The 25,632-nt window shown below is 40.3% G+C and carries 23 protein-coding genes and 1 riboswitch; of the genes, 22 read left to right on the forward strand and 1 reads right to left on the reverse strand.

Annotated features, from left to right (window positions below; genetic code table 11):
* On the forward strand, positions 1-791 hold a 791-nt coding region (locus tag M3210_RS03835), incomplete at its 5' end, for a transposase (protein ID WP_251511730.1).
* Here M3210_RS03835 and msrA read toward each other — a convergent pair.
* On the reverse strand, positions 728-1,255 hold the full coding sequence (gene msrA / locus M3210_RS03840) for a peptide-methionine (S)-S-oxide reductase MsrA (protein WP_251511732.1): 528 nt from the start codon (positions 1,253-1,255) through the stop codon (positions 728-730). The two genes, M3210_RS03835 and msrA, sit on opposite strands and share 64 nt — an antisense overlap.
* An 87-nt stretch (positions 1,256-1,342) precedes the next feature.
* Here msrA and M3210_RS03845 point away from each other — a divergent pair, with 87 nt between their 5' ends.
* From M3210_RS03845 to gatC, 21 genes are all read left to right on the forward strand, one after another.
* Positions 1,343-2,059: an MOSC domain-containing protein gene (locus M3210_RS03845; RefSeq protein ID WP_251511736.1), complete on the forward strand. Its 717-nt coding sequence runs from the start codon at positions 1,343-1,345 to the stop codon at positions 2,057-2,059.
* A gap of 30 nt (positions 2,060-2,089) precedes the next feature.
* Positions 2,090-2,380 carry a DUF3219 family protein gene (locus M3210_RS03850; protein WP_251511738.1) on the forward strand — a complete coding sequence of 97 codons (291 nt, stop codon included), beginning with the start codon at positions 2,090-2,092 and terminating at the stop codon, positions 2,378-2,380.
* 71 nt (positions 2,381-2,451) lie between these two features.
* Complete coding sequence (locus M3210_RS03855) at positions 2,452-3,054, forward strand: DUF2179 domain-containing protein (RefSeq protein ID WP_251511742.1); 603 nt, start codon at positions 2,452-2,454, stop codon at positions 3,052-3,054.
* Positions 3,055-3,199: 145 nt separating this feature from the next.
* Positions 3,200-3,303, forward strand: a riboswitch (purine riboswitch).
* 116 nt (positions 3,304-3,419) lie between these two features.
* On the forward strand, positions 3,420-3,911 hold the full coding sequence (gene purE / locus M3210_RS03860; RefSeq protein ID WP_251511745.1) for a 5-(carboxyamino)imidazole ribonucleotide mutase: 492 nt from the start codon (positions 3,420-3,422) through the stop codon (positions 3,909-3,911).
* Positions 3,898-5,025, forward strand: a complete 1,128-nt coding sequence (gene purK / locus M3210_RS03865; RefSeq protein ID WP_251511748.1) for a 5-(carboxyamino)imidazole ribonucleotide synthase — start codon at positions 3,898-3,900, stop codon at positions 5,023-5,025. Before purE ends, purK begins: the two co-directional genes overlap by 14 nt.
* Before the next feature lie 30 nt (positions 5,026-5,055).
* Positions 5,056-7,278 carry a phosphoribosylformylglycinamidine synthase subunit PurL gene (gene purL / locus M3210_RS03870; protein ID WP_251511751.1) on the forward strand — a complete coding sequence of 741 codons (2,223 nt, stop codon included), beginning with the start codon at positions 5,056-5,058 and terminating at the stop codon, positions 7,276-7,278.
* 14 nt (positions 7,279-7,292) lie between these two features.
* On the forward strand, positions 7,293-8,660 hold the full coding sequence (gene purF / locus M3210_RS03875) for an amidophosphoribosyltransferase (RefSeq protein WP_251511754.1): 1,368 nt from the start codon (positions 7,293-7,295) through the stop codon (positions 8,658-8,660).
* Positions 8,661-8,684: 24 nt separating this feature from the next.
* A complete protein-coding gene (gene purM / locus M3210_RS03880; protein WP_251511757.1) occupies positions 8,685-9,701 on the forward strand; it encodes a phosphoribosylformylglycinamidine cyclo-ligase in 1,017 nt (338 codons plus the stop codon).
* Positions 9,701-10,264 (forward strand): phosphoribosylglycinamide formyltransferase, encoded by a 564-nt coding sequence (purN, locus tag M3210_RS03885; protein ID WP_251511760.1) that lies wholly within the window; start codon positions 9,701-9,703, stop codon positions 10,262-10,264. The genes purM and purN overlap by 1 nt, the downstream gene beginning before the upstream one ends.
* A 12-nt stretch (positions 10,265-10,276) precedes the next feature.
* Positions 10,277-11,806, forward strand: a complete 1,530-nt coding sequence (gene purH / locus M3210_RS03890) for a bifunctional phosphoribosylaminoimidazolecarboxamide formyltransferase/IMP cyclohydrolase (RefSeq protein WP_251511763.1) — start codon at positions 10,277-10,279, stop codon at positions 11,804-11,806.
* A gap of 20 nt (positions 11,807-11,826) precedes the next feature.
* Positions 11,827-13,071: a phosphoribosylamine--glycine ligase gene (gene purD, locus M3210_RS03895; RefSeq protein ID WP_251511767.1), complete on the forward strand. Its 1,245-nt coding sequence runs from the start codon at positions 11,827-11,829 to the stop codon at positions 13,069-13,071.
* A 559-nt stretch (positions 13,072-13,630) separates the two neighbouring features.
* Positions 13,631-14,689, forward strand: coding sequence for a DUF3048 domain-containing protein (locus M3210_RS03900; protein ID WP_251511770.1), 1,059 nt, complete (start codon positions 13,631-13,633; stop codon positions 14,687-14,689).
* Between the two features lie 30 nt (positions 14,690-14,719).
* Positions 14,720-15,013: a YerC/YecD family TrpR-related protein gene (locus M3210_RS03905; RefSeq protein WP_251511773.1), complete on the forward strand. Its 294-nt coding sequence runs from the start codon at positions 14,720-14,722 to the stop codon at positions 15,011-15,013.
* Between the two features lie 323 nt (positions 15,014-15,336).
* Positions 15,337-16,035 carry a heptaprenylglyceryl phosphate synthase gene (gene pcrB, locus M3210_RS03910; protein WP_251512025.1) on the forward strand — a complete coding sequence of 233 codons (699 nt, stop codon included), beginning with the start codon at positions 15,337-15,339 and terminating at the stop codon, positions 16,033-16,035.
* Between the two features lie 12 nt (positions 16,036-16,047).
* Complete coding sequence (gene pcrA / locus M3210_RS03915; protein WP_251511775.1) at positions 16,048-18,261, forward strand: DNA helicase PcrA; 2,214 nt, start codon at positions 16,048-16,050, stop codon at positions 18,259-18,261.
* A gap of 14 nt (positions 18,262-18,275) precedes the next feature.
* Positions 18,276-20,282, forward strand: coding sequence for an NAD-dependent DNA ligase LigA (ligA, locus tag M3210_RS03920; protein ID WP_251511778.1), 2,007 nt, complete (start codon positions 18,276-18,278; stop codon positions 20,280-20,282).
* A 6-nt stretch (positions 20,283-20,288) separates the two neighbouring features.
* A complete protein-coding gene (locus M3210_RS03925; RefSeq protein ID WP_251511781.1) occupies positions 20,289-21,407 on the forward strand; it encodes a CamS family sex pheromone protein in 1,119 nt (372 codons plus the stop codon).
* Positions 21,408-21,588: 181 nt separating this feature from the next.
* Entirely contained in the window at positions 21,589-23,136 is a 1,548-nt protein-coding gene (gene pruA, locus M3210_RS03930; protein WP_251511783.1) for an L-glutamate gamma-semialdehyde dehydrogenase, read from the forward strand.
* A 220-nt stretch (positions 23,137-23,356) separates the two neighbouring features.
* The gene (locus M3210_RS03935) at positions 23,357-24,625 is read left to right on the forward strand and encodes a helix-turn-helix domain-containing protein (RefSeq protein WP_251511785.1); all 1,269 of its coding nucleotides are present in this window, start codon (positions 23,357-23,359) and stop codon (positions 24,623-24,625) included.
* 14 nt (positions 24,626-24,639) lie between these two features.
* The gene (locus tag M3210_RS03940) at positions 24,640-24,789 is read left to right on the forward strand and encodes a hypothetical protein (RefSeq protein ID WP_251511786.1); all 150 of its coding nucleotides are present in this window, start codon (positions 24,640-24,642) and stop codon (positions 24,787-24,789) included.
* 540 nt (positions 24,790-25,329) lie between these two features.
* Positions 25,330-25,626 carry an Asp-tRNA(Asn)/Glu-tRNA(Gln) amidotransferase subunit GatC gene (gene gatC / locus M3210_RS03945; RefSeq protein ID WP_251511787.1) on the forward strand — a complete coding sequence of 99 codons (297 nt, stop codon included), beginning with the start codon at positions 25,330-25,332 and terminating at the stop codon, positions 25,624-25,626.
* Positions 25,627-25,632: the final 6 nt, after the last annotated feature.

Raw genomic sequence — 25,632 nt, forward strand, 5'->3', positions numbered from 1 at the left:
ATACCATTGAAGAACACTTTTTTGAACTGCCGGATCATATTGTGGCGGACGCAGGATACGGTAGCGAACAGAATTATGAAGATATTATCGAAAATCGAAATAGAATTCCACTTATTACGTACAATCAGTATCGAAAGGAGAAGAAAAAGAAACACAAAGAGAATGCTTTTCATGTAGACAACTGGGAATACGACGAAGAAGAGGATGCATATCTATGTCCAAACGGAAGAAAAGTACGATTTAGCCACCATTCGAAACGAACAGATAGATACGGATTCAAACGAGAATTTAAAGTCTACGAATGTGAGGACTGTTCAGGTTGTCCACTCCGCAATCTATGCACGAAAGCAAAAGAAGGAAACAACCGAAAAGTCTTCATCAATGAAAAGTGGGAGTCTCAAAAAGAATATGTACGTACCAAGCTTTCAGACGAAAAAACTGGTGAAATTTACGGGAAACGCAAAATAGACGTGGAACCAGTGTTCGGATTTCTGAAGGCTAATTTGGGTTTCACTCGTTTTTCCGTCAGGGGAAAACAGAAGGTGACCAATGAATTAGGCTTTGCATTGATGGCGGTGAACTTGAGAAAGTTCACCGCCAACAACCCCAATCTAAAGACCGATAATGATAAATTTGACTCAAAAAAGGATCCTAGCAAAGTTTTGATTGCTTGGATCCTTTTTAATTACTGTTTTCGGCTAGTTATGTCCCAGCCTCTTTTTATCTCTTACTCAGCTTTCCAATGCTTTTCAATAAACTCATCTCTGCCAGACTTCGCTCGGTCCTCTTGATAGTACTCTGATTCTTTTTTATAAAAATCTTGATGGTACTCTTCTGCGGGATAAAAGACAGTAGCAGGAAGGATTTCAGTAACAATCGGTTTGGTGAACTTACCACTTGCGGCAAGTTCTGCTTTGGAGGCTTCCGCTTTTTCCTTTTGTTCCTGTGTTGTATAGAAAATTGCAGCCCGATATTGACTTCCACGATCTTGGAATTGACCATCAGGATCAGTCGGGTCCACTTGTTGCCAATAAACATCGAGAATGGTTTCGTAACTAATAATTTCAGGATCATAAATGATTTCAACCGCTTCATAATGCCCTGTTTCGCCAGTTTTTACTTGCTCGTACGTCGGATTTTCAACATGACCGCCGGTATAGCCTGAGATTACTTGATGCACTCCATCCCACGTATCGAAAGGTTGTACCATACACCAGAAACATCCACCTGCAAATATTGCTTTCTCTGTCGCCATAATTTCCCCTCCATATGTATCTGTTTCATTCTTTAAATAATTAAAGTAGAATAAGAACTATAATATCATGGAGAAGCAGGTGAAACAATGGAAGAGCACGAGCCTCATCTACATAAACTATTTATCGGGAAGGTAAAACAAGCTGGAAAAGAGAATGCGAAACATCCACTAGAAAGAAAGTGGGAAAGTGGGATGTTTAAAAATGAAGCCACTGGAGAAGTGTGGCTTAGTGAGACAGGTCTTGTCGGCGATGAAGTGGCTGATAAGAAAAACCATGGCGGGCCGGAAAAGGCGATTTTTTGTTATCCAATTAAACATTACACGTTTTGGCAAGAAAAGTATGAACGGGAAGATATCACGATGGGCGGTATGGGTGAGAACTTTGTTGTTCTGGAGATGGATGAGTTTAGTGTATGTATCGGGGATACATACGAGGTGGGAGACGCGGTCATCCAAGTTTCACAGCCAAGGCAACCATGCTGGAAACCAGCGAGACGTTTTGACATTCTAGATCTTGCTTTACAAATTCAAAACACCGGAAGGACAGGCTGGTATTTCCGTGTGTTAAAGGAAGGTTATGTGAAAGCGGATAGTCCAATCCATTTAATTGAACGGCCGTATCCACAGTGGTCTATCCAAGCTGCTAATGAGGTGATGCATTTTCATAAAGACGATTTACTTATGGCAGATGAATTGGCCTCTTGTGAATTGCTAGCTGAAAGTTGGGTAAGACGGTTGAAAAAACGCTTGCGTGGCCAGGAGTCAGCGATTGATGATCGTGTTTTTGGTCCGAACAAAGAATAACTGGGTCATTCCATAACAAGGAGTGGGGTAATGATGGAAATCCATATTAATGATTTGATAATAGATGATGTGAGTAATTTTCGAGAACAAGTACTAGATAGTGAAAATGGTGGGCGAAGATTGATTCAGTTTGATTTTAAAGTTCACAGTGATGATTACCATCGTATTACAACGGAGTTATATAAAAATGAATTTTTAGTTAGAGTACCTGAATACAATTTGGAATTTAATGCAGTCATCCAGAATTATTACACTTCAATTACTGATTTATATGTAGAAGATGCGATTGGTGAATTCTCTTTGGCATTAGTGGAAAAGTAACATCAGATCCATTGATTATCGTTGTTTCATTCCATATATAGAAGGGGAATCATGAAACAGGAGGGATTATTTTGCTCGAAAATGCTTTTATCATGATAGCAATTATATTTGCGATTAACGTAATTTACGTTTCTATGTTCACGGTAAGGATGATCCTTACATTAAAGGGAAGGCGTTATATCGCTGCTCTTGTCAGTACGATTGAAGTGGTCATTTATGTCGTCGGTCTCGGACTCGTACTTGATAATCTAAATGAAATACAAAATTTAATCGCCTATGCACTCGGGTATGGACTTGGGGTCATTGTAGGTTCCATTATTGAAGAAAAGCTTGCGCTCGGTTATATCGTTGTCAATGTCACTTCTTCCAACCCAGACATAAAGTTCACCCAACAAATTCGGGAGAAAGGATTTGGTGTAACAAGCTGGTTTTCTTATGGGATGGATGGAGATCGTTTATCCATGCAAATCCTTACCCCGAGAAAGTATGAACTTTCCTTGTACGAATTGATTCAAGAAATTGATCCAAAAGCATTTATTATCTCTTATGAGCCGAAACAAATTCATGGTGGATTCTGGGTTAAACAAGTACGGAAGAGTAAAATCCGGAAACATCATGAAGAACTGATTGAAGAACAGGCTATGGAAGAGAAAAGAGAGAGTGAATCCCAATAAGTATTGAACGATGAACGATGGATTTGACTACCGTTGTGTCTTAGTAAATCTAGTAAACTACCTAAAATCCGAACGATTACAAGAATTATTATTGTATCGTTCGATTTTTTATTGATTTTTTATCTCTGTTTTGATATGCTTAACCCAGAAAATTAAATTAGTTCCTCATATATTTCATGGAGAATATGGCTCCGAAGTTTCTACCCTAAGACCGTAAATTTTAGGACTATGAGGGAAGATGCATCAGATTATTTTACTTGTGAAATATCTTGATGAATGTTGTCTATCCTAAGTCTATCATCTTCTCTCAAAGCCATGAGAAAGGTATAGACTTTTTTAAACTTAACAGAAATGAGGGATTTTTAATGTCTCAAGTTGGGGTTATTATGGGAAGCATTTCCGATTGGGAAACCATGGAGCATGCATGTAAAGTACTTGAAGAGTTGAATGTTTCTTATGAAAAAGAAGTGATATCGGCCCACCGGACACCGGATGACATGTTTGATTATGCAAAGAATGCCCGTAATCGTGGTCTCAAGGTGATCATCGCCGGTGCAGGAGGAGCTGCACATTTACCTGGAATGGTTGCTTCTCAAACGAACCTCCCTGTAATTGGTGTTCCAGTGCAAAGTAAAGCATTGAATGGCTTGGATTCATTATTATCGATCGTCCAGATGCCAGGTGGAGTACCTACCGCAACTGTTGCAATTGGGAAAGCCGGGGCAACGAATGCAGGAATTTTGGCTGCACAAATAATTGGAACATTTGATGAAGAAATAGCTGATAATTTGGAGAAATACCGTAAAAATATGAAAGAAAAAGTCGCAGAAATGAGGGAAGACCTTGCAAACAAATAATGTGATTTTACCACCAAAAACAATTGGAATTATCGGCGGCGGTCAATTAGGAAGAATGATGGCTATCGCAGCAAGATATATGGGTTATAAAATCGCAGTTCTTGATCCAACTCCCGACTGTCCTACCGCTCAAGTGGCAGATGTACAAATTACTGCTGATTATGATGATATGAATGCCATTAAAGAACTGACTAAAATCAGTGACGTTGTAACGTATGAATTTGAGAATGTCGATCTTGATGCAGCAACGTATATTGAAGCTCAAGGGAAACTTCCTCAAGGAGCTTTTGCTTTGGAAGTTACCCAAAATCGAGAAAAAGAAAAATCAACGATAAGAGATTTGGGGCTTCCAGTACCGAACTTTTCCATCGTGAAAAATGGGGAAGAAGCAGAGATTGCACTGCAGGATGTGAGACTTCCAGCGGTTATTAAAACTTGTCGCGGTGGGTATGATGGGAAAGGGCAACTGAAAATAGAAACAGACGCGGATAAGGCAGATGCGGTTAAATTTGCCGAGGAGCAAGGCCATTGCATTATTGAAGAATGGATTACCTTCGACAAAGAAATTTCAGTCGTATTCTCCCGTTCGTTACAAGGAGATATCGCCTTCTTCCCGATTTCTGAGAACGAACATCGTGATCATATCTTATACAAAACGACAGTACCTGCAAATGTGAGTGAAGCTGTACAGGAAAAAGCTTATCAAGCAGCTCGTCTTCTCGGGGAGAAAATGAAGATTGTCGGAACTTTTGCCATTGAAATGTTTGTTCGTGGTGATGAGATTTATTTAAATGAAATGGCGCCACGCCCTCATAATTCAGGGCATTATAGTATTGAAGCTTGTAACGTTTCACAATTTGATCAACATGTCCTTGCAATTTGTGGTCTGCCTTTAAAACCAATTGAACTTTTACAGCCTGCAATTATGGTGAATATTTTAGGTGAAGATATAGATGATTTACTAGATTATGTGAAAACAAATCCTTATGGACATAGCCACCTGTATGGAAAGGCTGCCGCGAAAGTGAAAAGAAAAATGGGTCATATTACGTTTGTCGGCAAAGATATGGAAGACGTATTAAGCCAAGTTGAGCAATATGAAAAATCTAAATAATAAAATTTCCAAACACGGAGGGAAAAGCGAATGAGCATGAACCCAATCAATCCAGAGCAAATTGAAACTGAAAAAATTTATCAAGAAATGGGTTTAACGGATGAAGAATTTAAGCTTATTAAAGAAAAGATGAATCGTCTTCCGAACTATATTGAGACTGGAATATTCTCAGCTATGTGGTCGGAACATTGCAGTTACAAAACATCTAAGCCTCTGCTACGAAAATTCCCAACCGAAGGATCTCATGTTCTTCAAGGTCCTGGTGAAGGTGCTGGAGTTGTCGATATCGGTGACAATCAAGCGGTCGTATTTAAAATCGAAAGCCATAACAGCCCTTCCTATGTAGAACCATTTGAAGGTTCTGCTACAGGGATAGGCGGAATCTTACGTGATGTCTTTTCCATGGGTGCAAAGCCAATTGCTGCACTTAACTCTTTACGCTTTGGCAACCTAGATACAGATCGGACAAAATGGTTGTTTTCCGAAGCAGTTCGTGGAATCGCAAGCTATGGTAATACAATTGAAGTTCCAACGGTTGGTGGGGAAGTCCAGTTTGATAAGACTTATGAGGAGAACCCACTTGTAAACGCAATGGTTGTTGGACTTGTCAATCACGAAGATGTACAAAAAGGTGTGGCTGAAGGCACTGGAAATACCGTCATTTATGCTGGTGGTAAAACAGGCAGAGACGGTATTGGCGGTGCAGCTTTTTCCTCTGATGTTGTAGAAGCGGAAGAAGATAATAAATCCGCTGTTGCAATTGGTGACCCTCATATGGGTAAAAAGCTAGTCGCTGCATGTCTTGAAGTCATCCACTCGGATGCATTAGTCGGTATTCAAGATATGGGTGCAGCTGGTCTTACTTCTTCTGCCAGTGAAATGGCAAGTAAAGCCGGAACGGGAATGGAGCTAGTTCTTGACCATGTTCCGCAACGAGAAGAAAACATGAACGCCTATGAAATGATGCTTTCCGAATCACAAGAAAGAATGCTCCTCGTCGTGAAAAAAGGCAGGGAACAGGAAATTCTTGATATTTTCGAAAAACACGATGTAGAAGCTGTCGCTATCGGTGAGGTCATTGAAGAAAAAGTATTCCGCATTAAGCATCAAGGTGAAGTTCAAGCAGAAATTCCAGTGGATGCTTTGACTGACGATGCTCCGGTTTACGAATTACCTGCAGAAGAGGCTAAGTATTATCAAGAGTTTCAGGCAAAAGAAAAATCTGTGCCAGCTGTGGAGAATCATCAGGAAATGCTTCGTACGTTACTGCAGCAGCCGACAATTGCAAGTAAAGAATGGGCGTACAAGCAATACGATTCGGAAGCTCAAGGAAATACCTTAGTCGGACCGGGAAGTGACGCTGCAGTTGTGAAAATTGAAGGAACGGATAAAGCTATTGCAATCACTACAGACTGTAACTCCCGTTATCTATACTTAGATCCAAAAGTTGGCGGTAAGATTGCAGTTGCAGAAGCGAGCCGTAACTTGATTTGTACAGGAGCGAAACCACTTGCGATTACGGATGGCCTAAATTACGGTAATCCGACAAATCCTGAAACTTTCTGGCAAATGGAACAGAGTATTGATGGAATCCGTGAAGCTTGCCTGAAATTAGAAACTCCAGTAATCAGTGGTAATGTTTCGCTTTACAATGAGTCGGAGGGGCAAGCGATTATGCCAACACCAATCATCGGTATGGTTGGATTGCTTGAGTCGACAGATTATGTAACTGCCAATACGTTCCAAAACGAAGGTGACCTCGTCTATCTTGTAGGTGAAACAAAACCTGAATTTGGTGGAAGTGAATTACAAAATGTTCTCGAAGGTTCCTACTCTGGAAAAGCACCGGAAATCAACCTGGAGACAGAAACAACACGCCAACAACAAATCCTGGAAGCAATCCGAGCAGGTGTGGTTGAATCTGCCCATGACCTAGCGGAAGGCGGATTCGCTGTTGCCCTTTCTGAATCTACTTTTAACGATAAAGGCTTAGGTGTTGCGGTAGAGCTGGAAGGCGATCCGACAACGGTACTATTCAGTGAAACGCAATCCCGTTTCCTCCTATCTGTTAAAGAAGAAAACAAAGCAAAATTTGAAGAAATCGTTCAAGATGCAACTCATATCGGTACCGTTACTGCTGATAGAAAAATCAACGTACAAATCAACGGAGAATCTGTCATTGAAGATGAAATCGAACAACTCAATAAGCTATGGAAGGAAGCAATTCCACAGCTTTTGAAATCTAAAGCTTAAAAGAGGAATGTCTTATGTTTGGAATATGGGGACATACGCATGCTGCCGAGCTTTCCTATTATGGACTCCACGCTCAGCAGCATCGTGGACAAGAAGGTGCGGGCGTTGTAGTAAGTGATGGAGAAGAACTGAAACTTCATAAAGGTCTAGGTCTTGTAAATGATGTTTTCAAGCACGCTGGTTTTAAAGAATTAAAAGGAACTGCAGCGATCGCACATGTAAGATATTCGAAGCATGGCGATAAGCGACGGGCAGTAGACAGTGTCGAGCCGCTCGTCTTCCGGACAAGAAAAACCAGCCTCGCCATCAGCCATAGCGGAAATATCGTCAATGGAGAAAAGCTGCGGGATGTGTTAGAAGATAACGGCAGTATTTTACAGACCTCCACCGATTCAGAGCTACTTGCCCATTTGATAAAACGTTGTAAGGAAAATACAAACGAGGACGCGATTATTCAAGCTCTTCAGCAACTTGAAGGTGCATTTACCTTCTTGATTTTAGATAAAGAGAATATGTATGCTGCAGCAGATCCGCACGGTATTCGTCCTCTATCCATTGGAAAACTTGGTGATGCTTATGTTGTAGCATCTGAAACAAGTGCTTTTGATCTCATCGGGGCGACTTTTGAACGTGAAGTTCTGCCAGGTGAATTGATTGTAATCAATGATCAAGGATTGAAATCCGTCCGGTTTGCCATGAGGGAGCAACGTCGACTTTGCGCAATGGAATACGTCTATTTCTCCAGACCAGACAGTGATATGAATCAAGTGAATGTTCATGCTTCGAGGAAGCGTATGGGTATCGAGCTTGCAAAAGAAGCTCCCGTAGAAGCTGATGTGGTGACGGGTGTTCCAGATTCAAGTATATCAGCAGCCATCGGCTATGCAGAACAATCCGGTCTGCCTTATGAAATGGGGATTATTAAAAATCGTTACATCGGACGTACATTTATTCAGCCTTCCCAAGAGCTGCGGGAACAAGGTGTGAAGATGAAACTTTCCCCTGTACGTGGGATTGTAGAAGGAAAACGCGTTGTAATGATTGACGATTCTATCGTAAGAGGAACGACCTCCCGGCATATTGTACGGCTATTGAAGGAAGCAGGAGCGAAAGAAGTCCATGTCCGGATTGCCTCTCCTGCCATTCAAGACCCATGTTATTACGGGATTGATATGTCAACAAAGGAAGAATTGATTGCTGCGAATCATTCACCAGAAGAAATACGTGAACTGATCGAGGCAGACAGTATTGCATATTTATCAGTGGAAGGCATGAAGCAGGCAATCGTCCAAGAACGATCGATTCATCAAGGAATTTGCCATGCTTGTATGACGGGAGAATATCCAGTACCTATATTGGATAATAGAGAAGACCCCTCCTAAAAAAGTATAAGAGGATGTGTAACCATGTCAGATGTATATAAAAAAGCAGGTGTCGATGTCGAAGCCGGCTACGAAGCCGTTGAACGGATGAAAAAGCATATTAATAAAACAACCCGTCCGGAGGTTTTAGGTGGTATCGGTTCTTTTGCAGGGTTGTTTGATTTATCAAGTTTCTCCTACAAAGAACCAGTTATGGTTTCGGGAACAGATGGTGTCGGTACGAAATTAAAACTCGCTTTCCAAATGGACAAGCATGATACGGTTGGCATCGATCTTGTCGCAATGTGTGCGAATGATATTGTCGCTCAAGGAGCTCAACCGCTATTCTTCCTCGATTATATTGCTTGCGGGAAAAATGAGCCTGCAAAAATTGAACAGATTGTAGCAGGAGTTGCAAATGGTTGTGTGGATGCTGGTGCTGCTTTAATTGGTGGGGAAACTGCAGAAATGCCGGGAATGTACAGCGACGATGAATATGACCTTGCAGGATTTGTTGTCGGTATCGCGGAAAAATCGAAACTCATTACTGGACAGACGATAGAGGAAGGTAATGTGTTGATCGGTCTTCCATCCAGCGGAGTCCATTCAAATGGCTACTCTCTTGTACGTAAAGTTGTGGAAGACTTGGATTATGCAGAACAATATGAAGGACTTTCAAAGCCCTTAGGAGAAGTTCTCTTAACACCAACGAAAATCTATGCGAAGCAAGTAGCGAAAGTATTAGAAAAAGTTGATGTTAAAGGAATTTCCCACGTAACGGGTGGAGGATTTTATGAAAACCTTCCGAGAATGCTTCCTGAAGGACTCGGCGTTGAAGTGCAAAAAGGAAGCTGGAATATCCCAGAAATCTTTACCTTCTTACAAACGAAAGGCGACATTCCTGAAGATGAAATGTACGGTGTATTTAATATGGGGGTTGGAATGGTGCTTGTAGTGAAAGAAGAAGATGCTGAGGATACCATCTCTATTTTGAAGGAAGCGGGAGAGGAAGCTTCCATCATCGGTAAAGTTACAAATTCTGAAGGAGTGCAGTTTTCCTAATGGCTAAGGTGAAGGCAGCGGTTTTTGCATCTGGCACAGGTTCTAATTTTCAAGCGATTATCGACGATACGAACTTGCCTTGTGATATTTCGCTTTTAATATGTGACAAGCCGAATGCAGCAGTAATTGATAAAGCGAAAGAAGCAAAAATTGAAACCTTTGTTTTTTCTGCAAAGGATTATGAGAATAAAGCAGCATATGAACAAGAAATAGTGGATATTTTAAAAGATAAAGAGATTGAATGGATTTTTCTTGCAGGATATATGCGTTTAGTAGGTGAAACATTACTTGGCGCATTTCAAGGCAAAATCCTAAATATCCACCCTTCCCTGCTTCCGGCGTTCCCAGGTATGGATGCAATCGGACAGGCTTACGAAGCAGGAGTGAAAGTAACAGGAGTCACGGTTCATTATGTGGATGAAGGAATGGATACAGGTCCTATCATCTCGCAAGAAGCAGTGTCGGTTTTTGAAGACGATACGAAAGAAACATTACAACAACGAATTCAAGAAGTGGAGCATCGTTTATATCCACAAGTCATTAAAGAGCTTATAAAGAAGTGAGGGATTTTCAAGGTGAAAAGAGCGTTAATAAGTGTCTCCAATAAAAATAATATTACAGATTTTGCTAAAGGTTTAAGTGAGTTAGGGATTGAAGTCATTTCTACTGGAGGTACATTAAAATCCCTTCAAGAATCAGGTGTAGATGCGGTAGCTATCGATGAAGTGACGGGGTTCCCTGAAATTATGGACGGTCGTGTAAAAACACTTCATCCAAAAGTGCATGGTGGCTTGCTAGGTAAGCGTTCAAACCCAGACCATATGAAACAGATGGAAGAGAACGACATTCAACCGATTGATATCGTAGTCGTCAACTTATATCCGTTCAAGGAAACGTTACAGAAAGCCGGCGTTTCTAAAGAGGAAATCATTGAAAATATTGACATTGGTGGACCGACGATGCTTCGTTCGGCAGCGAAGAACTTTGAAGATGTTCTTGTTATTGTTGATCCGGAAGATTACCCTAGAGTACTAGAAGCACTAAAAGAAGACAATGTTTCTCTGGAATTACGTCAGCAATTGGCAGCAAAAGTATTCCGTCACACAGCAAATTATGATGCGATGATTGCAGGTTACTTTGCTGGTGAAACAGGAGAAGAGTTCCCTGAAACTTACACCGTTACATATGAAAAAGTTCAAGATTTACGTTATGGAGAGAACCCGCACCAAGCGGCAGCCTTCTATCGTGCTCCACTTTCAACTGGTTTAAGTTTAGCTAGGGCGAAACAACTTCATGGAAAAGAGCTCTCTTATAACAATATTCAAGACGCAAATGCTGCACTTGAAATTGTTGAAGAATATAGTGAGCCAGCAGCAGTTGCAGTGAAGCATATGAATCCATGCGGAATTGGTGTAGCTGACAGTTTATCGCAAGCATTCCAATCTGCTTATGATGCCGATCCAGTTTCGATTTTCGGTGGGATTATTGCATTGAATCGTGAAGTAGACGCAGCTACAGCTGAGATTTTGAGTGGTATTTTCTTGGAGATTGTCGTAGCACCTGGCTTTACAAACGAAGCACTAGAAATCCTAACACAGAAGAAAAACATTCGTCTGCTTGAAGTTGATATGACTCAGACGAAAGAGGTAACTCATAAACTTACAAGCGTTAGTGGTGGAGTGCTTATTCAACATCAAGACGCTGGACGAGTGACAGCAGATGACATAAAAGTAGTGACAAAACGTCAGCCTACCGAAAAAGAAATTGCTGATTTATTATTTGCATGGAAAGCAGTAAAACATGTGAAATCGAATGCGATTGTGCTTGCAAAAGATAATCAGACAATCGGTATCGGTGCAGGACAAATGAACCGTGTCGGCTCCGCAAAAATTGCAATTGAACAAGCTGGAGAAAAAGCCCAAGGTTCTGTTCTTGCATCGGATGCATTTTTCCCGATGCCTGATACAGTGGAAAATGCGATTAAAGCAGGAGTAACAGCAATTATCCAACCAGGTGGCTCGAATCGTGACCAAGATTCCATCGATGTCTGTGATGAGCATGGCATCGCAATGGTTTATACAAATATGCGTCATTTCAAACATTAATCGACAAAGGGAGAATAGCGATGAACGTTTTAGTAGTTGGCCGTGGTGGTCGTGAACATAGCATCGTAACAAAGCTTGGAGAAAGTAAACAAGTGTCAAAAATATTCGCAGCACCTGGAAATGCAGGAATTGCGAAATCTGCTGAGTGCGTTGCCATTGATGAAATGGATATTGATGGACTTGTCGCTTTTGCAAAAGAGCAAGAAATTGATTTGACAGTTGTCGGTCCTGAGAATCCTTTGAATGCAGGAATCGCTGATCGTTTTCAAGAAGCAGGATTGAAAATCTTCGCACCGAGTGAGAAAGCTGCCTTGTTGGAGGGAAGCAAAAGCTATGCGAAAGAATTTATGCAGAAGTATGATGTTCCCACTGCAGCTTATGCCGTTTTTTCCGATCCTGAAGAAGCTAAAGCCTATATTCGAAAACAAGGTGCTCCAATCGTTGTTAAGGCGGATGGACTCGCAGCCGGTAAAGGTGTTATTGTCGCTTTAACAGAAGAGGAGGCGCTTGATGCAGTAGATGATATGCTCGTCTCTAAAGCTTTCGCAGAAGCAGGTGCCACTGTTGTTATTGAAGAATTTTTAGATGGTAAGGAATTCTCTTTGATGGCTTTTGTTCATGAGGATAAAGTATTCCCAATGGTTACAGCTCGTGATCATAAACGTGCATTTGATAATGATGAAGGCCCAAACACTGGCGGCATGGGTGCATTTGCTCCAGCAGATGATGTTACCCAAGCTGACTTGGATTTTGCGATGGAGAATATTTTGTTGCGAACCGCAAATGGAATGATAAAAGAAGGTCGTCCATTCACAGGAATTCTTTATGCGGGACTCATTATGACTGCGCAAGGTCCGAAAGTGATTGAGTTCAATACAAGGTTTGGTGACCCAGAAACGCAGGTCGTGCTGCCTTTGTTAAAAAATGATTTATATCAAGTGTTTCATGATGTACTCGACGGTAATGACCCAGAATTAGTATGGGAGGATGCCGCTTCACTTGGTGTTGTCATCGCTTCTCAAGGATATCCTGGTTCTTATAAGAAAGGGGTACAGCTGCCAGAATTACCAGAAGGATCTAATCCACTCACCGTTCATGCAGGGACAAAACTAGAGAATGGTGAACTCGTTTCTGACGGGGGACGTGTACTTCTCGTTGGTGCTGTGGCAGCAACAAGAGAAGAAGCAGCAGGAAAAGTTTACGATGCTTTGAAAATATTTGATGATACGAACGACTTCTTCTATCGTAAAGATATTGGTAAATAATTGAGATGATGAAACCATCTAATTTGGCTGATTACAGCCAAATTAGTTGGTTTCTTTTTCGTTTAACAGGGCGAGGCATGAGGATTTTTCTTGCGTTACTTCTTTCGGTGACAATTCTCCTAGTGAGAGGGTAAATGAGTTATTCTCACGTTCCCTTTATCGATGAAAAATCAGTTGAGATTCTCACGTACCCTTTATTGGATAAAAACCGGTTGAGAGGGCATGTGAGCCATTCTCATGTACTCTTTATCGATGAAAAGCCAGTTAAGAGGGCATGTAAGACTCTCTTACGTTTCCTCTATCGATTAAAATCCAATTAAGATGGCATATAAGCTACCATTAATACAATAAACTCACAGAACACAATGCTAACTTATAAAAATATCCTAATTATATACTTTTAGCTTTACAGCATTAAAGTGATAAAGTAGTATATTATACAGAGCGATCTTGATGAATTTGCTCGATAAATTATTCAAAAATAGGATGTGCAGCATTTTACCCAAAGCGTATAATGAAAGTAAATAAGAAAATACGCTAATAGAAAGATGTGGGGATTATGAAAAAAATACTTGGTGGCTTATTATTTTTAGCTATACTGTTAGTGGCTTGTTCGAAAGATGAAGATCAAACTACAGACCATGAGGAAAAAGATATAGGAAAAGAACCAAAAGAAGAGATAGAAGTGGAAGTTGAAGGAGAAAACCGTTATCCTTTAACAGGGTTATATACAAATGATTCTGTTGATAATCGTATAATCGGAGTCATGGTTAATAACCATAGTGAAGCACGTCCGCAATCAGGATTATCCAAGGCAGATATTGTCTTTGAAATATTGGCAGAAGGAAAGATCACCCGATTTCTTGCTCTATTCCAAAGTGAAATTCCTGATGTGATTGGTCCAGTACGTAGTGCGAGGGAATATTATTTTGACTTAGCAGACCGATACAATGCGCTGTATGTCTATCACGGTGCCGCAGACTTTGTCGACCAAATGATCATTAATCAAGGGATTTCTTTCTTAAACGGATCAACCTATGACAATGATGGGAAATTATTTAAACGGGAATCATTCCGAAAAGCGCCGCATAATTCTTATGTACTGACTGATGCGGTATATGGCGTAGCCGAAGGAAAAGGGTATGAAACAACTGTGGATTATGAACCCCTTCCATTCTTGGAAGAGGAAGAAATAGAAGGTATTGCAGGCGAACCGGCACAGCATGTAGAGATAGTATACAGTGAAAACCCGATGGAAATTGTGGAATTTTCTTTTGATGAAGCAAACGGTTCGTATAAAAGATATAACGACCGTGAGCAGACCGTGGAGATGGATACAGGAACGCCAATTGAGGTAAAGAATGTTTTTATTATAGAAGCCTTTCATCAAGTAATCGATGACCAAGGAAGAAGAGCAATTGACCTTGACTCTGGAGGAAACGCTTATTTGCTTCAAGATGGAAAAGTGCAGCAACTTCAATGGGAAAATGAAGGTGGTAGACTTATTCCAGTCAAGGATGGGAAGAAAATTGGGTTTGTGCCAGGTAAAACTTGGATAAATGTGGTTCCGACAAATCCGAGTATAGAGGAAAGTGTCACGATATCCAATCCGGAATAAGTATGTGAAATAAAGCAGGAGGTTAATAAATTGCAAATTGATAAACTACGAGGAGAACAATTAGATCAATTATTTGATGCTATTTTATCGCTGAAAAACCGCGAAGAATGCTATCAGTTTTTTGATGATTTGGCAACGATGTCGGAAATACAATCTTTTGCCCAGCGTTTACAGGTTGCAAAAATGCTTCTAGAAGGAGCAACATATAGTGCCATCGAAAATGACACGAATGCATCTACAGCAACAATTTCCAGAGTTCGCAGATGCATCAATTTTGGAAGTGATGGTTATAAATTGGTCGTCGATCGTTTGAAAGAAGAATAATTGCAATATAAAAAACAGCAAGAGCACCTGCTCCTTGCTGTTTTTTACTGCTAATTTTGAGCAGCGTTGCTACTTTCAAAACAGTAGCTTCCGTTTTATCTAGGATTTTTTCCAATTAAAAATCATGCCATTATTTTTCAAAAAACATTATAATAGTTACCTATTTTCCATTCCATAAATCATCCCGAAAAACGTTAATATTAGCCTTATTTTAACACCACAACATTTCCCCAATAATTCCACATCAATTTCCTAAATTCCTCTAGCGTTTTTTGTTATAATAAACAAATGGAAGAACATAATGGAGGATGGAACGGTTGACTATACAAGCAAATCAATTAAAAGAATGGAAACATATATTCAAATTGGACCCGGCAAAGGAAATCTCGGATGAGGACTTGGACGCTGTCTGTGAGTCAGGGACAGATGCGGTCATTATTGGCGGTACGGATAACGTCACATTGGACGGTGTTTTAGATTTATTGTCAAGAATCCGCAGGAACCATCTTGTGCCTTGTATTCTTGAGGTTTCTGAGGAAGAGACATTAACTCCCGGATTTGATTATTACTTTGTACCAATGGTGCTCAATTCCAAGGAAAAGAAGTATATGATGGATGTGCAGCATCAGGCTATTAAGCAGTATATTGATATGATGGAATATAGTGAGATTTACTTTGAAGGATATTGCATCTTAAATGAAGACGCGAAAGCTTTTACATATACGAATTGCTATTTACCAGATGCGGAAGATGTGAAGGCGTATGCCTATATGGCGGAGCATGTTTTCCACTTGCCGATTTTCTACGTGGAATATAGCGGCACGTACGGTGACCCGCAACTCGTGAAGGAAGTTAGTGATGTACTTGAAGATACGTTGCTCTTTTATGGAGGCGGAATCGAAACGAAGGAACAGGCAATCGAGATGAAGGAACATGCAGATGTCATCATTGTCGGAAATAGTATTTATACGAATTTGAAAGAAGCACTTAAAACAGTAGAAGCAGTAAAAGAAGAAGGGTAAGGTGTTGGAAAAATGAGTCGGACAACCGAAGAGTTATTGGCCGGACTGAATAAAGAACAACAAGAGGCTGTAAAGCATACGGAAGGTCCACTTCTGATTATGGCCGGAGCAGGAAGTGGAAAGACAAGAGTACTTACCCATCGGATTGCTTATCTTTTAGGTGAAAAAGGAGTGGCTCCTCGAAATATTCTAGCGATAACTTTCACGAATAAAGCAGCTCGAGAAATGCGGGAGAGGGTAAGCAAGTTAGTCGGACCAGAGGCGGAATATATGTGGGTATCCACGTTCCACTCGATGTGTGTACGTATTTTAAGAAGAGATATAGATCGGATTGGTTATAACCGTAATTTTACAATCCTTGATAGTGGTGACCAACTATCAGTTGTGAAACAAGTATTAAAAAATCTTAACCTCGATCCCAAACAATTCGATCCCCGTGCAATGCTTGGTCAAATCAGCAGTGCTAAAAACGAACTGATTTCTGATGCAGATTTCGAAAAAAAAGCTAGTAACTTTTACGAGCGACAAGTTTCCCAAGTCTATACAGGGTACCAAACGATGCTACGGAAAAATCAATCCCTGGACTTTGATGATTTAATCATGCAAACGATTCTTCTCTTTAAACGTGTCCCAGAGGTCCTCGAATTTTATCAGCGTAGATTCCAATACATTCATGTAGATGAGTATCAGGATACAAACCATGCTCAATATTTCCTTGTAAAACAATTGGCTAGCCGCTTTCGAAATCTCTGTGTTGTTGGAGATTCTGATCAGTCCATCTATCGTTGGAGAGGTGCGGATATCTCAAATATCTTAACCTTTGAAGAGGATTATCCAAATGCAAAAACGGTCTTATTGGAACAAAATTATCGTTCTACAAAATTCATTCTTCAAGCAGCAAATAAGGTTATTGAGAATAATACTGGGAGAAAACCGAAGAATCTTTGGACAGACAATATCGAAGGTAATAAAATCAATTATTATCAAGCACAAACAGAACAAGATGAAGCACTATTCGTCATCGAACGGATTAAGGAATTAATGAGGGACGGATACCAGCCAAGTGACGTCGCCATTCTATATCGGACGAATGCTCAATCCCGTGCGATGGAGGATACGCTCGTAAAATCCAACATATCCTATCAAATGGTCGGCGGCACAAAGTTCTACGACAGAAAAGAAATTAAGGACATGCTGGCTTATCTGCGTTTAATTACGAATCCAGATGATGACATTAGTTTTGAACGGATTGTCAATGAACCAAAACGGGGAATTGGGAAATCTTCCATTGAAAAACTTAGAAGTTATGCGACTATGCATGATATTTCCTTCTTTGAGACATTAAAAGAAGTCGATTTCACTGGAGTGTCGCCTCGAGCTGCCAATGCATTGGCCAAATTCGGAGAGTTAATTCAAAGCCTTGTCGATCAGCAAGAATTTTTAACGGCAACCGATATGGTCGAACAAGTACTTGAACGGACAGGTTACGAAGAAATGCTGAAAAGGGAACAATCACTCGAATCACAAAGCAGGTTGGAAAACTTGGAGGAATTCAAGACGGTTACTCAGGAATTTGAGAAGCATGCGGAAGATAAAACTCTCGTTGCCTTCTTGACCGACCTGGCTCTCATTGCAGATATCGATCGGATGGACGAAGAAGAAAGCTCCGAACAAAAAGTAACCTTGATGACGTTACACGCTGCGAAGGGACTGGAGTTTCCTGTAGTCTTTTTAATCGGAATGGAAGAGAATGTGTTCCCGCATAGCCGTTCCATGTTTGATGAAGAGGAAATGGAAGAGGAAAGAAGACTTGCCTATGTAGGAATTACACGGGCGGAAAAACAGCTTTACTTAACCAATGCTCGTATGCGTACATTATATGGCCGCACCAACATGAATCCAGTCAGTCGTTTCATTCAGGAAATTCCTGATGAATTGATTGAAGGATTCGAAGTGGCACAGGAAACGAGGTTTGGGCAGCCTTTTGGAAGTGGGAGTGAGACATCCTTCCCGCCAAAACGTAAAGCCCGCCGTATCGAACGGACATCTACTGCTGCAAGTGAAGAGTGGAATGCCGGTGATAAAGTCAAACATAAAAAATGGGGAGTGGGCACCATTGTCCGTGTTCAAGGTGAAGGAGATAAAATGGAATTGGATATTGCATTTCCGGCACCAACAGGGATTAAACGACTGCTTGCTCAATTTGCTCCAATTACAAAAGAATAGAGGTGCTTTCTTCTGTGGATAAACAACAAGCAAAAGAAAAGATTGATGCATTAAAGGAAGTACTTAATCAATATGGCTATGAATATTACGTACTGGATCAACCTACTGTACCCGATGCAGAATACGATGCGAAGTTAAAGGAACTAGAAGAGCTGGAAGAAAAATTTCCGGAATTCATCACTCCAGACTCGCCGACGCAGCGGGTGGGTGGTACATTGTTGGAAGGCTTCGAAAAGGCGCGTCATCGTGTGCCGATGCTTAGTCTTTCGAATGCATTTAATGAAGAAGATTTGCGTGATTTTGCAAGAAGGGCAACGAATGCTCTCGGTACAGACATCACCTATATATGTGAGTTGAAGATTGATGGATTGGCTGTTTCATTGACCTATGAAAATGGACAGTTTGTGCGTGGCGCAACCCGGGGAGACGGAACAGTCGGCGAAGATATAACGGCGAACTTAAGGACGGTGCGGAGTATTCCACTAGTTCTTAAAGATGAGGAGACCTTGGAAGTCCGCGGAGAGGTGTTTATGCCAAAACGCTCTTTCGAGAACTTAAATAAGGAAAGAGAAGAAAAAGGACAGGAATTATTCGCCAACCCTCGTAATGCAGCTGCTGGTTCATTGCGCCAACTCGATCCGAAGATTGCTGCAAGTAGAAATCTCGATGTTTTCCTGTATGCAGTCGGTGAATGGGAAAATAATACGCTACCTACACATAGTGCCCGATTGGAGCGCTTGAAGGAACTTGGTTTCAAGACGAATCCAGAATGGAGAAAATGCAAGACGATTGAAGAAGTGATGGAATTCGTCAATTACTGGACAGAGGAACGCCCAAATCTTCCGTATGAGATTGATGGTATTGTCATTAAAATTGATGACCTTGCCCAACAAGAAGAACTTGGCTATACCGCTAAAAGTCCAAGGTGGTCGATCGCCTATAAATTCCCTGCTGAAGAAGTGATGACAAAGCTCTTAGATATTGAACTCAGCGTTGGAAGGACAGGTGTTGTGACACCTACTGGAATCTTGGAACCTGTACGAATTGCTGGTTCTACTGTGGGACGTGCTTCCCTGCACAATGAAGATCTGATTCGGGAGCAGGATATCCGGATTGGAGACACAGTCGTTGTGAAGAAAGCGGGCGACATTATTCCTAAAGTTGTACGGGCTGTAAAAGAACAACGTACAGGGAAAGAAGTTGAATTCACGATGCCTTCCCATTGTCCAGCTTGTGAAGCTGAACTCGTCCGGTTGGAAGAAGAGGTAGCATTAAGATGTATTAATCCAAACTGTCCTGCACAACTGATGGAAGGGATCATTCATTTTGTTTCCCGAAATGCGATGAACATTGATGGTCTCGGAGAAAAAGTTGTCATGCAGCTTTTTAACGCAAAATTAATTCATACGATAGCGGATTTATACCGTTTAGAGAAGGAAGAACTATTAAAACTGGAACGAATGGGTGAAAAATCAGTATCTAACCTTCTTGAAGCCATTGAAGCTTCCAAAGAAAATTCATTGGAAAAATTAATCTTTGGTTTAGGTATACGTTTCATTGGTGAAAAAGCTGCCCGGATTCTTGCACAGGAATTTGAAACGATGGATAGATTGCAGCAGGCAACTTACGAGGAGCTTGTAGCAGTTGATGAGATTGGAGAAAAAATGGCTGATTCCGTCGTGCAATATTTTGAGGAAGAAAAGGTTGGCGTACTGCTCAGTGAATTAAGTGAACTCGGTGTTAATATGGAATATAAAGGACCGAAGAAAGCCGTTCAGTCAGAGGGCACCCCATTTTCGGATAAAACGGTGGTCCTTACTGGAAAACTCGAGCAGTTGAACAGAAACGAAGCGAAAGAAAAAATAGAAGCACTTGGCGGCAAAGTCACAGGCAGTGTAAGTAAAAAAACTGACCTAGTGATTGCTGGGGAAGCAGCAGGATCCAAATATGAAAAAGCAATGAAACTCGGAATAACTGTATGGAATGAGGAGCAGCTGCTGGAAGCGTTAAATGAGGAGTGATGGGGAATGAAAAAATTACAGATACTATTTTTAAGTGCACTCCTATTGCTTGCTGGTTGTGCGCCATCAATAAATGATGATGAAGTCTTACAACATGAAGATGACTCAGAGGTAGAAACATCGATTGTACCGGGAAATCGCTTAGGAGAAAGTAATTATCGGATGATTCTTCCTTATCGCACAAGCGAGGCGCGTGGAGTTATCACTCGACAGGTTGCAAATCGTGTGGATATCGACGAAATGGAAGAAGGGTTAAGAAGGCATTCACTTGATGTTTTCAATCCGGAAAAATATTTCTTCCAAGAAGGAAGATATTTAACAGAATCAACAATTATTAATTTAATCGAAGAACTTAACCCAGGGACGCGTGATGAAAGAAGGAGTTGGGACCGTGAAAAACATGAGAACAATCCACGGATCTTCTCCCATATCTTAGAGCAGAACTATCTTCTTCCTGGCGAAGGCAATTCGGTCCATGTTGCAGGCATTTCGATTGGAATTGCCTTGAAGTCAGTGTATCGCTATCAGGTTGAGGTTGGAGGACCGTCCTTCAATTACGATATTTCCATGAATGAAATGTTGGCTAAAGGATATGAAGTTGCTGATACTATAGTACAAGAATTAAGGGAAATGGAAGATGTGCCTGATGTACCAATTATGGTCGCACTCTATCGTGAAGAATCGCAGTCTTCACCAGTACCAGGAAATTACGTTACAAGGACGATTGTTCCGAGTGGCAGCAGTTCCATTGATGGTTGGGAAGATATTGATGAGGAATATATTTTATTTCCATCGAAAGAAGCGGAAGATAAGTATTTAACTGACTTCGAAAACTTTAATCGATTTGGAAATGAAATTGCGAAGTTCTTCCCTAACTATGTTGGAGCAATTGGTGAAGGATTTTATGTGAATGGTGAATTAAAAAGATTAACGATAGAAGTACCTATTCAGTTCTATGGAAAAGCAGAGGTAATTGGATTCACCCAGCATGTGTATGAAAAAATTGGGGAAATTTTCCAAAATCATTATGATCTCGAAATAAATGTCACATCTAGTGATAAAGTAGAAAGTCTCGTTTACCGTAAGGCTGGGGAGGAACAACCAGACGTTCATATATACCATTAATAGCCCATAAGTGAAAAACCGTTTCATAACAGATGATTATACTGTTATGAAACGGTTTTTCAAATTTACAAATATATCAACCTATTAATATTTGAACCGCTTTCATATTTTCGTTACAATGGAATTTGAGATTCATATACAAGGTTAATTTGATTGTATAACATTTTAAGGAGGTTTTTTCATGGTAGTACCTTACACACATGAACCATTCACAGATTTTTCTGTAGAAGAGAACCGAAAGAAAATGGAGGAAGCTTTGAAAAATATCGAAGCTGAATTCGGTAAAGAATATCCACTAGTTATAGGTGGCGAAAGAATAACGACCGAAGATAAAATCAAAGTTGTAAACCCTTCTAATAAAACGGAGATCCTAGGGTATGTATCTAAATCAAATAAAGACCTTGCTGAAAAGGCTATACAAGTTGCTGATGAGACGTTTAATACTTGGAGAAAAACAGATCCAAAATTCCGTGCTGGTGTATTATTCCGTGCAGCAGCAATTATCCGCCGACGTAAGTTCGAGTTTAATGCCCATCTCGTTAAAGAAGGTGGTAAACCTTGGAAAGAAGCGGATGCGGATACTGCAGAAGCAATCGATTTCCTAGAATACTATGGCCGACAAATGTTGAAGATTAAAGATGGTGTGGAAGTAAACAGTCGACCAATTGAACATAATCAATTCCATTACATTCCACTAGGTGTTGGATTAGTTATTTCACCTTGGAATTTCTTGTTTGCGATAATGGCAGGTACAACAGTTGCGTCTATGGTGACTGGAAATACCGTTTTACTTAAACCGGCAAGTACTACACCAATTATTGCGTATAAGTTTATTGAGGTTCTAGAAGAAGCTGGTATGCCTAAAGGGGTGGTCAACTACATTCCAGGTCCAGGAAGTGAAGTTGGCGACTATCTCGTTGAACATCCACGTACCCGCTTTATCAGCTTTACGGGCTCCCGTGAGGTAGGTACTAGAATTTTTGAAAAAGCGGCGGTCATCCAAGAAGGACAAAAGTGGCTTAAACGTACCATCCTTGAAATGGGTGGAAAAGATACCATCGTAGTGGACAATGAAGCAGACCTTGAATTAGCTGCGCAATCCATCGTTCAATCTGCTTTTGGCTTTTCCGGACAAAAATGTTCAGCATGTTCACGAGCAGTTATTCATGAAGATGTCTACGATCAAGTGAAAGACCGTGTAGTGGAGCTGACAAATGAGTTGACCGTTGGAGATCCTGCTGACCAAAATCATTTTATGGGACCGGTAATTGACCAAGCAGCTTATGATAAAATCTTGAAGTATATTGAAATTGGGAAAGAAGAAGGAGAGCTTCTAACTGGTGGGGAAGGAGACGACAGTAAAGGCTGGTTCTTGAAACCAACTGTATTTGCTGATGTCGATCCTCAGGCACGTATTATGCAAGAAGAAATCTTTGGTCCAGTAGTTGCACTGACAAAAGCGAAGGATTTCGATGAAGCAATTGAAATTGCTAATAACACAGAATACGGGTTGACTGGTGCAGTAATTACGAATAATCGTGAGCATCTGGAACAGGCTCGTGAAGATTTCCATGTTGGAAACCTTTACTTTAACCGTGGCTGTACTGCAGCTATCGTCGGTTACCAGCCGTTTGGCGGCTTTAATATGTCAGGTACTGACTCTAAAGCTGGTGGACCTGATTACCTCATCCAGCATATGCAAGGAAAAACTACTTCGGAAATGCTTTAAAATAGCTTTCTAAAATGATAAAATACCATCTTTATTGGCTTTAAAGAGCAAATAAGGGTGGTATTTTCTTGTGAGAGGAAAATTCGAAACATTTAACCCCGATAATCGACCTTAAAAGACATGATTTTCCCAATATGAATTTTTTGAAATTATGCTATACTAGAAATATAGCAAATATAGACGAGAATAGTATTACAGTAGAGATTGCAGGGTGACTTTGATGATTGAAATCGGCTCATTCATAAAGATGCAGCGTACAAAACAGAAAATGACTTTGGGTGAGCTTGCGGAGGGAATTGTATCCGTTTCTTATTTATCAAAAATCGAGAATCTGAAAACAGAAGCAAGCCCACACATCATTCAACTCTTATGTAATCGGCTTGGGATTGAACTTGATCGCAACATGGATGATGTCATCGAGGAAAAATGTGAAAAATGGTTTGTCATGCTTCTAGATAAGCAAGACGGAAATGAAATCAAAGAATTATACAATGAATTACAGGAATTATTAGATAGTAATTTATCTGATCGTGTACTATTATTCGAGATTCATAAAATCAGATATTTCCTATATCTCGACGAAGAAAAATTAGCATTGGACCAAATCAATAAATTGAATAAAATGGCTAGTTCCTTCGATACGAGAGAACTCTATTACTGGTTTAAATTCCGTGGAAACTATAATTCTCAAGTTGGAGAAGATACTACCGCGATTGAAAGATACAAAAAAGCAGAAGAATTATCACGTAATCTGGATATACCCGAAGATGAAATTGCAGATTTGCAGTATACTATGTCGATAGCATACAGCCAAGTCAGAAATACGCTTGAAGCTATTGCTTATGCGAATTATTCTTTGGATATCTATATGAAAAAATATAATTTCCTCCACTGTGCTAAATGTCATATTGTACTTGGAATATCATATCGCCGGCTTAAAATGTATGATAAAGCGATTGAAAATTATAATCTCGCAAAACATCTTGCCGGATTGAATAGCAACCAAGAACTTATTCAGCTAACTAACCAAAACCTTGGTTACCTATATGCCACATTAGGAAAAAATAAAGAAGCAATCAAATTTTATTTGGAAATCGTAGAGGATAAAAATGTAAATAAACAGGTTAAAGTTGGTGCAATAACCGATTTAGTCAAAGTTTACTATGTTACAGAGGAATTTACGAAAGCCAAAGAAATGATTGATGAAGCGTTAAAATTATTAGATCAAATTCCACAGAATAACGCTTATGATTTTTATTACCATGTCATACATACCTATTATTATTCCATCACGAATCAGGCAAATAAATTTGTGACTCTTGTGAAAAATAAATTTATTCCTTTACTAATAAAACGTAAAGACCATGCGAATACGGTGATTTTCGCATCTATGCTTGCCAAACATTACGAAGGCATCCATAAGTATAAGGATGCAACTAAATATTATAAACTCGCTAATAGTTCATATAGAGAGTTATCAAACCTTTAAAGGAGGGATGAAAAATGAAAAAACTATTTGCTGGTATTACCTTAGCTGCAGTAATCGTTTCAGGAGTATTTTTCGCAGTCAACTCAGATCCAATTGAGACAACTTGGGGTGAAAGACACCCACCTATTGTAAAATCACCATGGAACCTTGATTCTGATTATTAAGTATTTTATTATCCCCAATAATGAATACATTTTTCCTGGAGTAGACCATCTGCTTCAGGATTTTTTTTATGAATGATTAAAAATCTTGATATTTGTATAGGCTTTTATATCTAGATGGTATATTCTGCTTTTGGCTGACGTCTAGCTTCAGCGACCAGGGGCTGCCTGAACTTCCTGCGCTTTCAGTCGATAAGTCAACATCGGCTCGTTCCTCACCGTGTTTCCTTTATCTCCCTGCACCGCAGTTTAGTTCGGAAGCCCCTAAACGGTCGCTTTCGCTTTTGGTTGATGTCTAGCTTCAGCGACCAGGGGCTGCCCGAACTTCCTGCGGTTTCAGTCGATAAGTCAACATCGGCTCGTTCCTCGCCGTGTTTCCTTTATCTCCCTGCACCGCAGTTCAGTTCGGAAGCCCCTAAACGGTCGCTTCCGCTTTTGGTTGATAATTTGCTTACAGCGAGGCTTCTCTGCTATCATCAATAGTGTTATAATAAAAAAATGAAATAAATGGTTTTTAGTTGATAATGCTAGGAGGTTCAAATAATGGGAAACGTTATTTCAAAAGAAAAAGTGATGCATGTCGCTGAATTAGCTAGACTTCACATCACTGACGAAGAAGCTGAAAAGCTAACGGATGAATTGAAGTCGATTATTGAGCATGCTCAACTGCTAAATGAATTAGATACATCGGACGTAGAACCTACAACCCATGTATTGAAATTGACGAATGTCATGAGGAAAGACGAACCTAAGGAATGGATAACCCAAGAGGAAGCTGTAAAAAATGCTCCTGATCAGAAAGACGGTCAATTCCGAGTTCCATCTATTCTCTCTGAATAAAAGCTA

Origin of the sequence: Oceanobacillus luteolus (assembly GCF_023715655.1) — a bacterium.
GTDB lineage: Bacteria > Bacillota > Bacilli > Bacillales > Amphibacillaceae > Oceanobacillus > Oceanobacillus luteolus.

What these genes read in the sequence shown, in the direction of transcription:
- msrA (WP_251511732.1), bottom strand. Translation starts at nt 1,255, where the DNA reads ATGGCGACAGAGAAAGCAATATTTGCAGGTGGATGTTTCTGGTGTATG.
- M3210_RS03845 (WP_251511736.1), top strand. Translation starts at nt 1,343, where the DNA reads ATGGAAGAGCACGAGCCTCATCTACATAAACTATTTATCGGGAAGGTA.
- M3210_RS03850 (WP_251511738.1), top strand. Translation starts at nt 2,090, where the DNA reads ATGATGGAAATCCATATTAATGATTTGATAATAGATGATGTGAGTAAT.
- purE (WP_251511745.1), top strand. Translation starts at nt 3,420, where the DNA reads ATGTCTCAAGTTGGGGTTATTATGGGAAGCATTTCCGATTGGGAAACC.
- purL (WP_251511751.1), top strand. Translation starts at nt 5,056, where the DNA reads ATGAGCATGAACCCAATCAATCCAGAGCAAATTGAAACTGAAAAAATT.
- purF (WP_251511754.1), top strand. Translation starts at nt 7,293, where the DNA reads ATGTTTGGAATATGGGGACATACGCATGCTGCCGAGCTTTCCTATTAT.
- purM (WP_251511757.1), top strand. Translation starts at nt 8,685, where the DNA reads ATGTCAGATGTATATAAAAAAGCAGGTGTCGATGTCGAAGCCGGCTAC.
- purN (WP_251511760.1), top strand. Translation starts at nt 9,701, where the DNA reads ATGGCTAAGGTGAAGGCAGCGGTTTTTGCATCTGGCACAGGTTCTAAT.
- purD (WP_251511767.1), top strand. Translation starts at nt 11,827, where the DNA reads ATGAACGTTTTAGTAGTTGGCCGTGGTGGTCGTGAACATAGCATCGTA.
- M3210_RS03900 (WP_251511770.1), top strand. Translation starts at nt 13,631, where the DNA reads ATGAAAAAAATACTTGGTGGCTTATTATTTTTAGCTATACTGTTAGTG.
- pcrA (WP_251511775.1), top strand. Translation starts at nt 16,048, where the DNA reads ATGAGTCGGACAACCGAAGAGTTATTGGCCGGACTGAATAAAGAACAA.
- M3210_RS03925 (WP_251511781.1), top strand. Translation starts at nt 20,289, where the DNA reads ATGAAAAAATTACAGATACTATTTTTAAGTGCACTCCTATTGCTTGCT.
- pruA (WP_251511783.1), top strand. Translation starts at nt 21,589, where the DNA reads ATGGTAGTACCTTACACACATGAACCATTCACAGATTTTTCTGTAGAA.
- M3210_RS03935 (WP_251511785.1), top strand. Translation starts at nt 23,357, where the DNA reads ATGATTGAAATCGGCTCATTCATAAAGATGCAGCGTACAAAACAGAAA.
- M3210_RS03940 (WP_251511786.1), top strand. Translation starts at nt 24,640, where the DNA reads ATGAAAAAACTATTTGCTGGTATTACCTTAGCTGCAGTAATCGTTTCA.
- gatC (WP_251511787.1), top strand. Translation starts at nt 25,330, where the DNA reads ATGGGAAACGTTATTTCAAAAGAAAAAGTGATGCATGTCGCTGAATTA.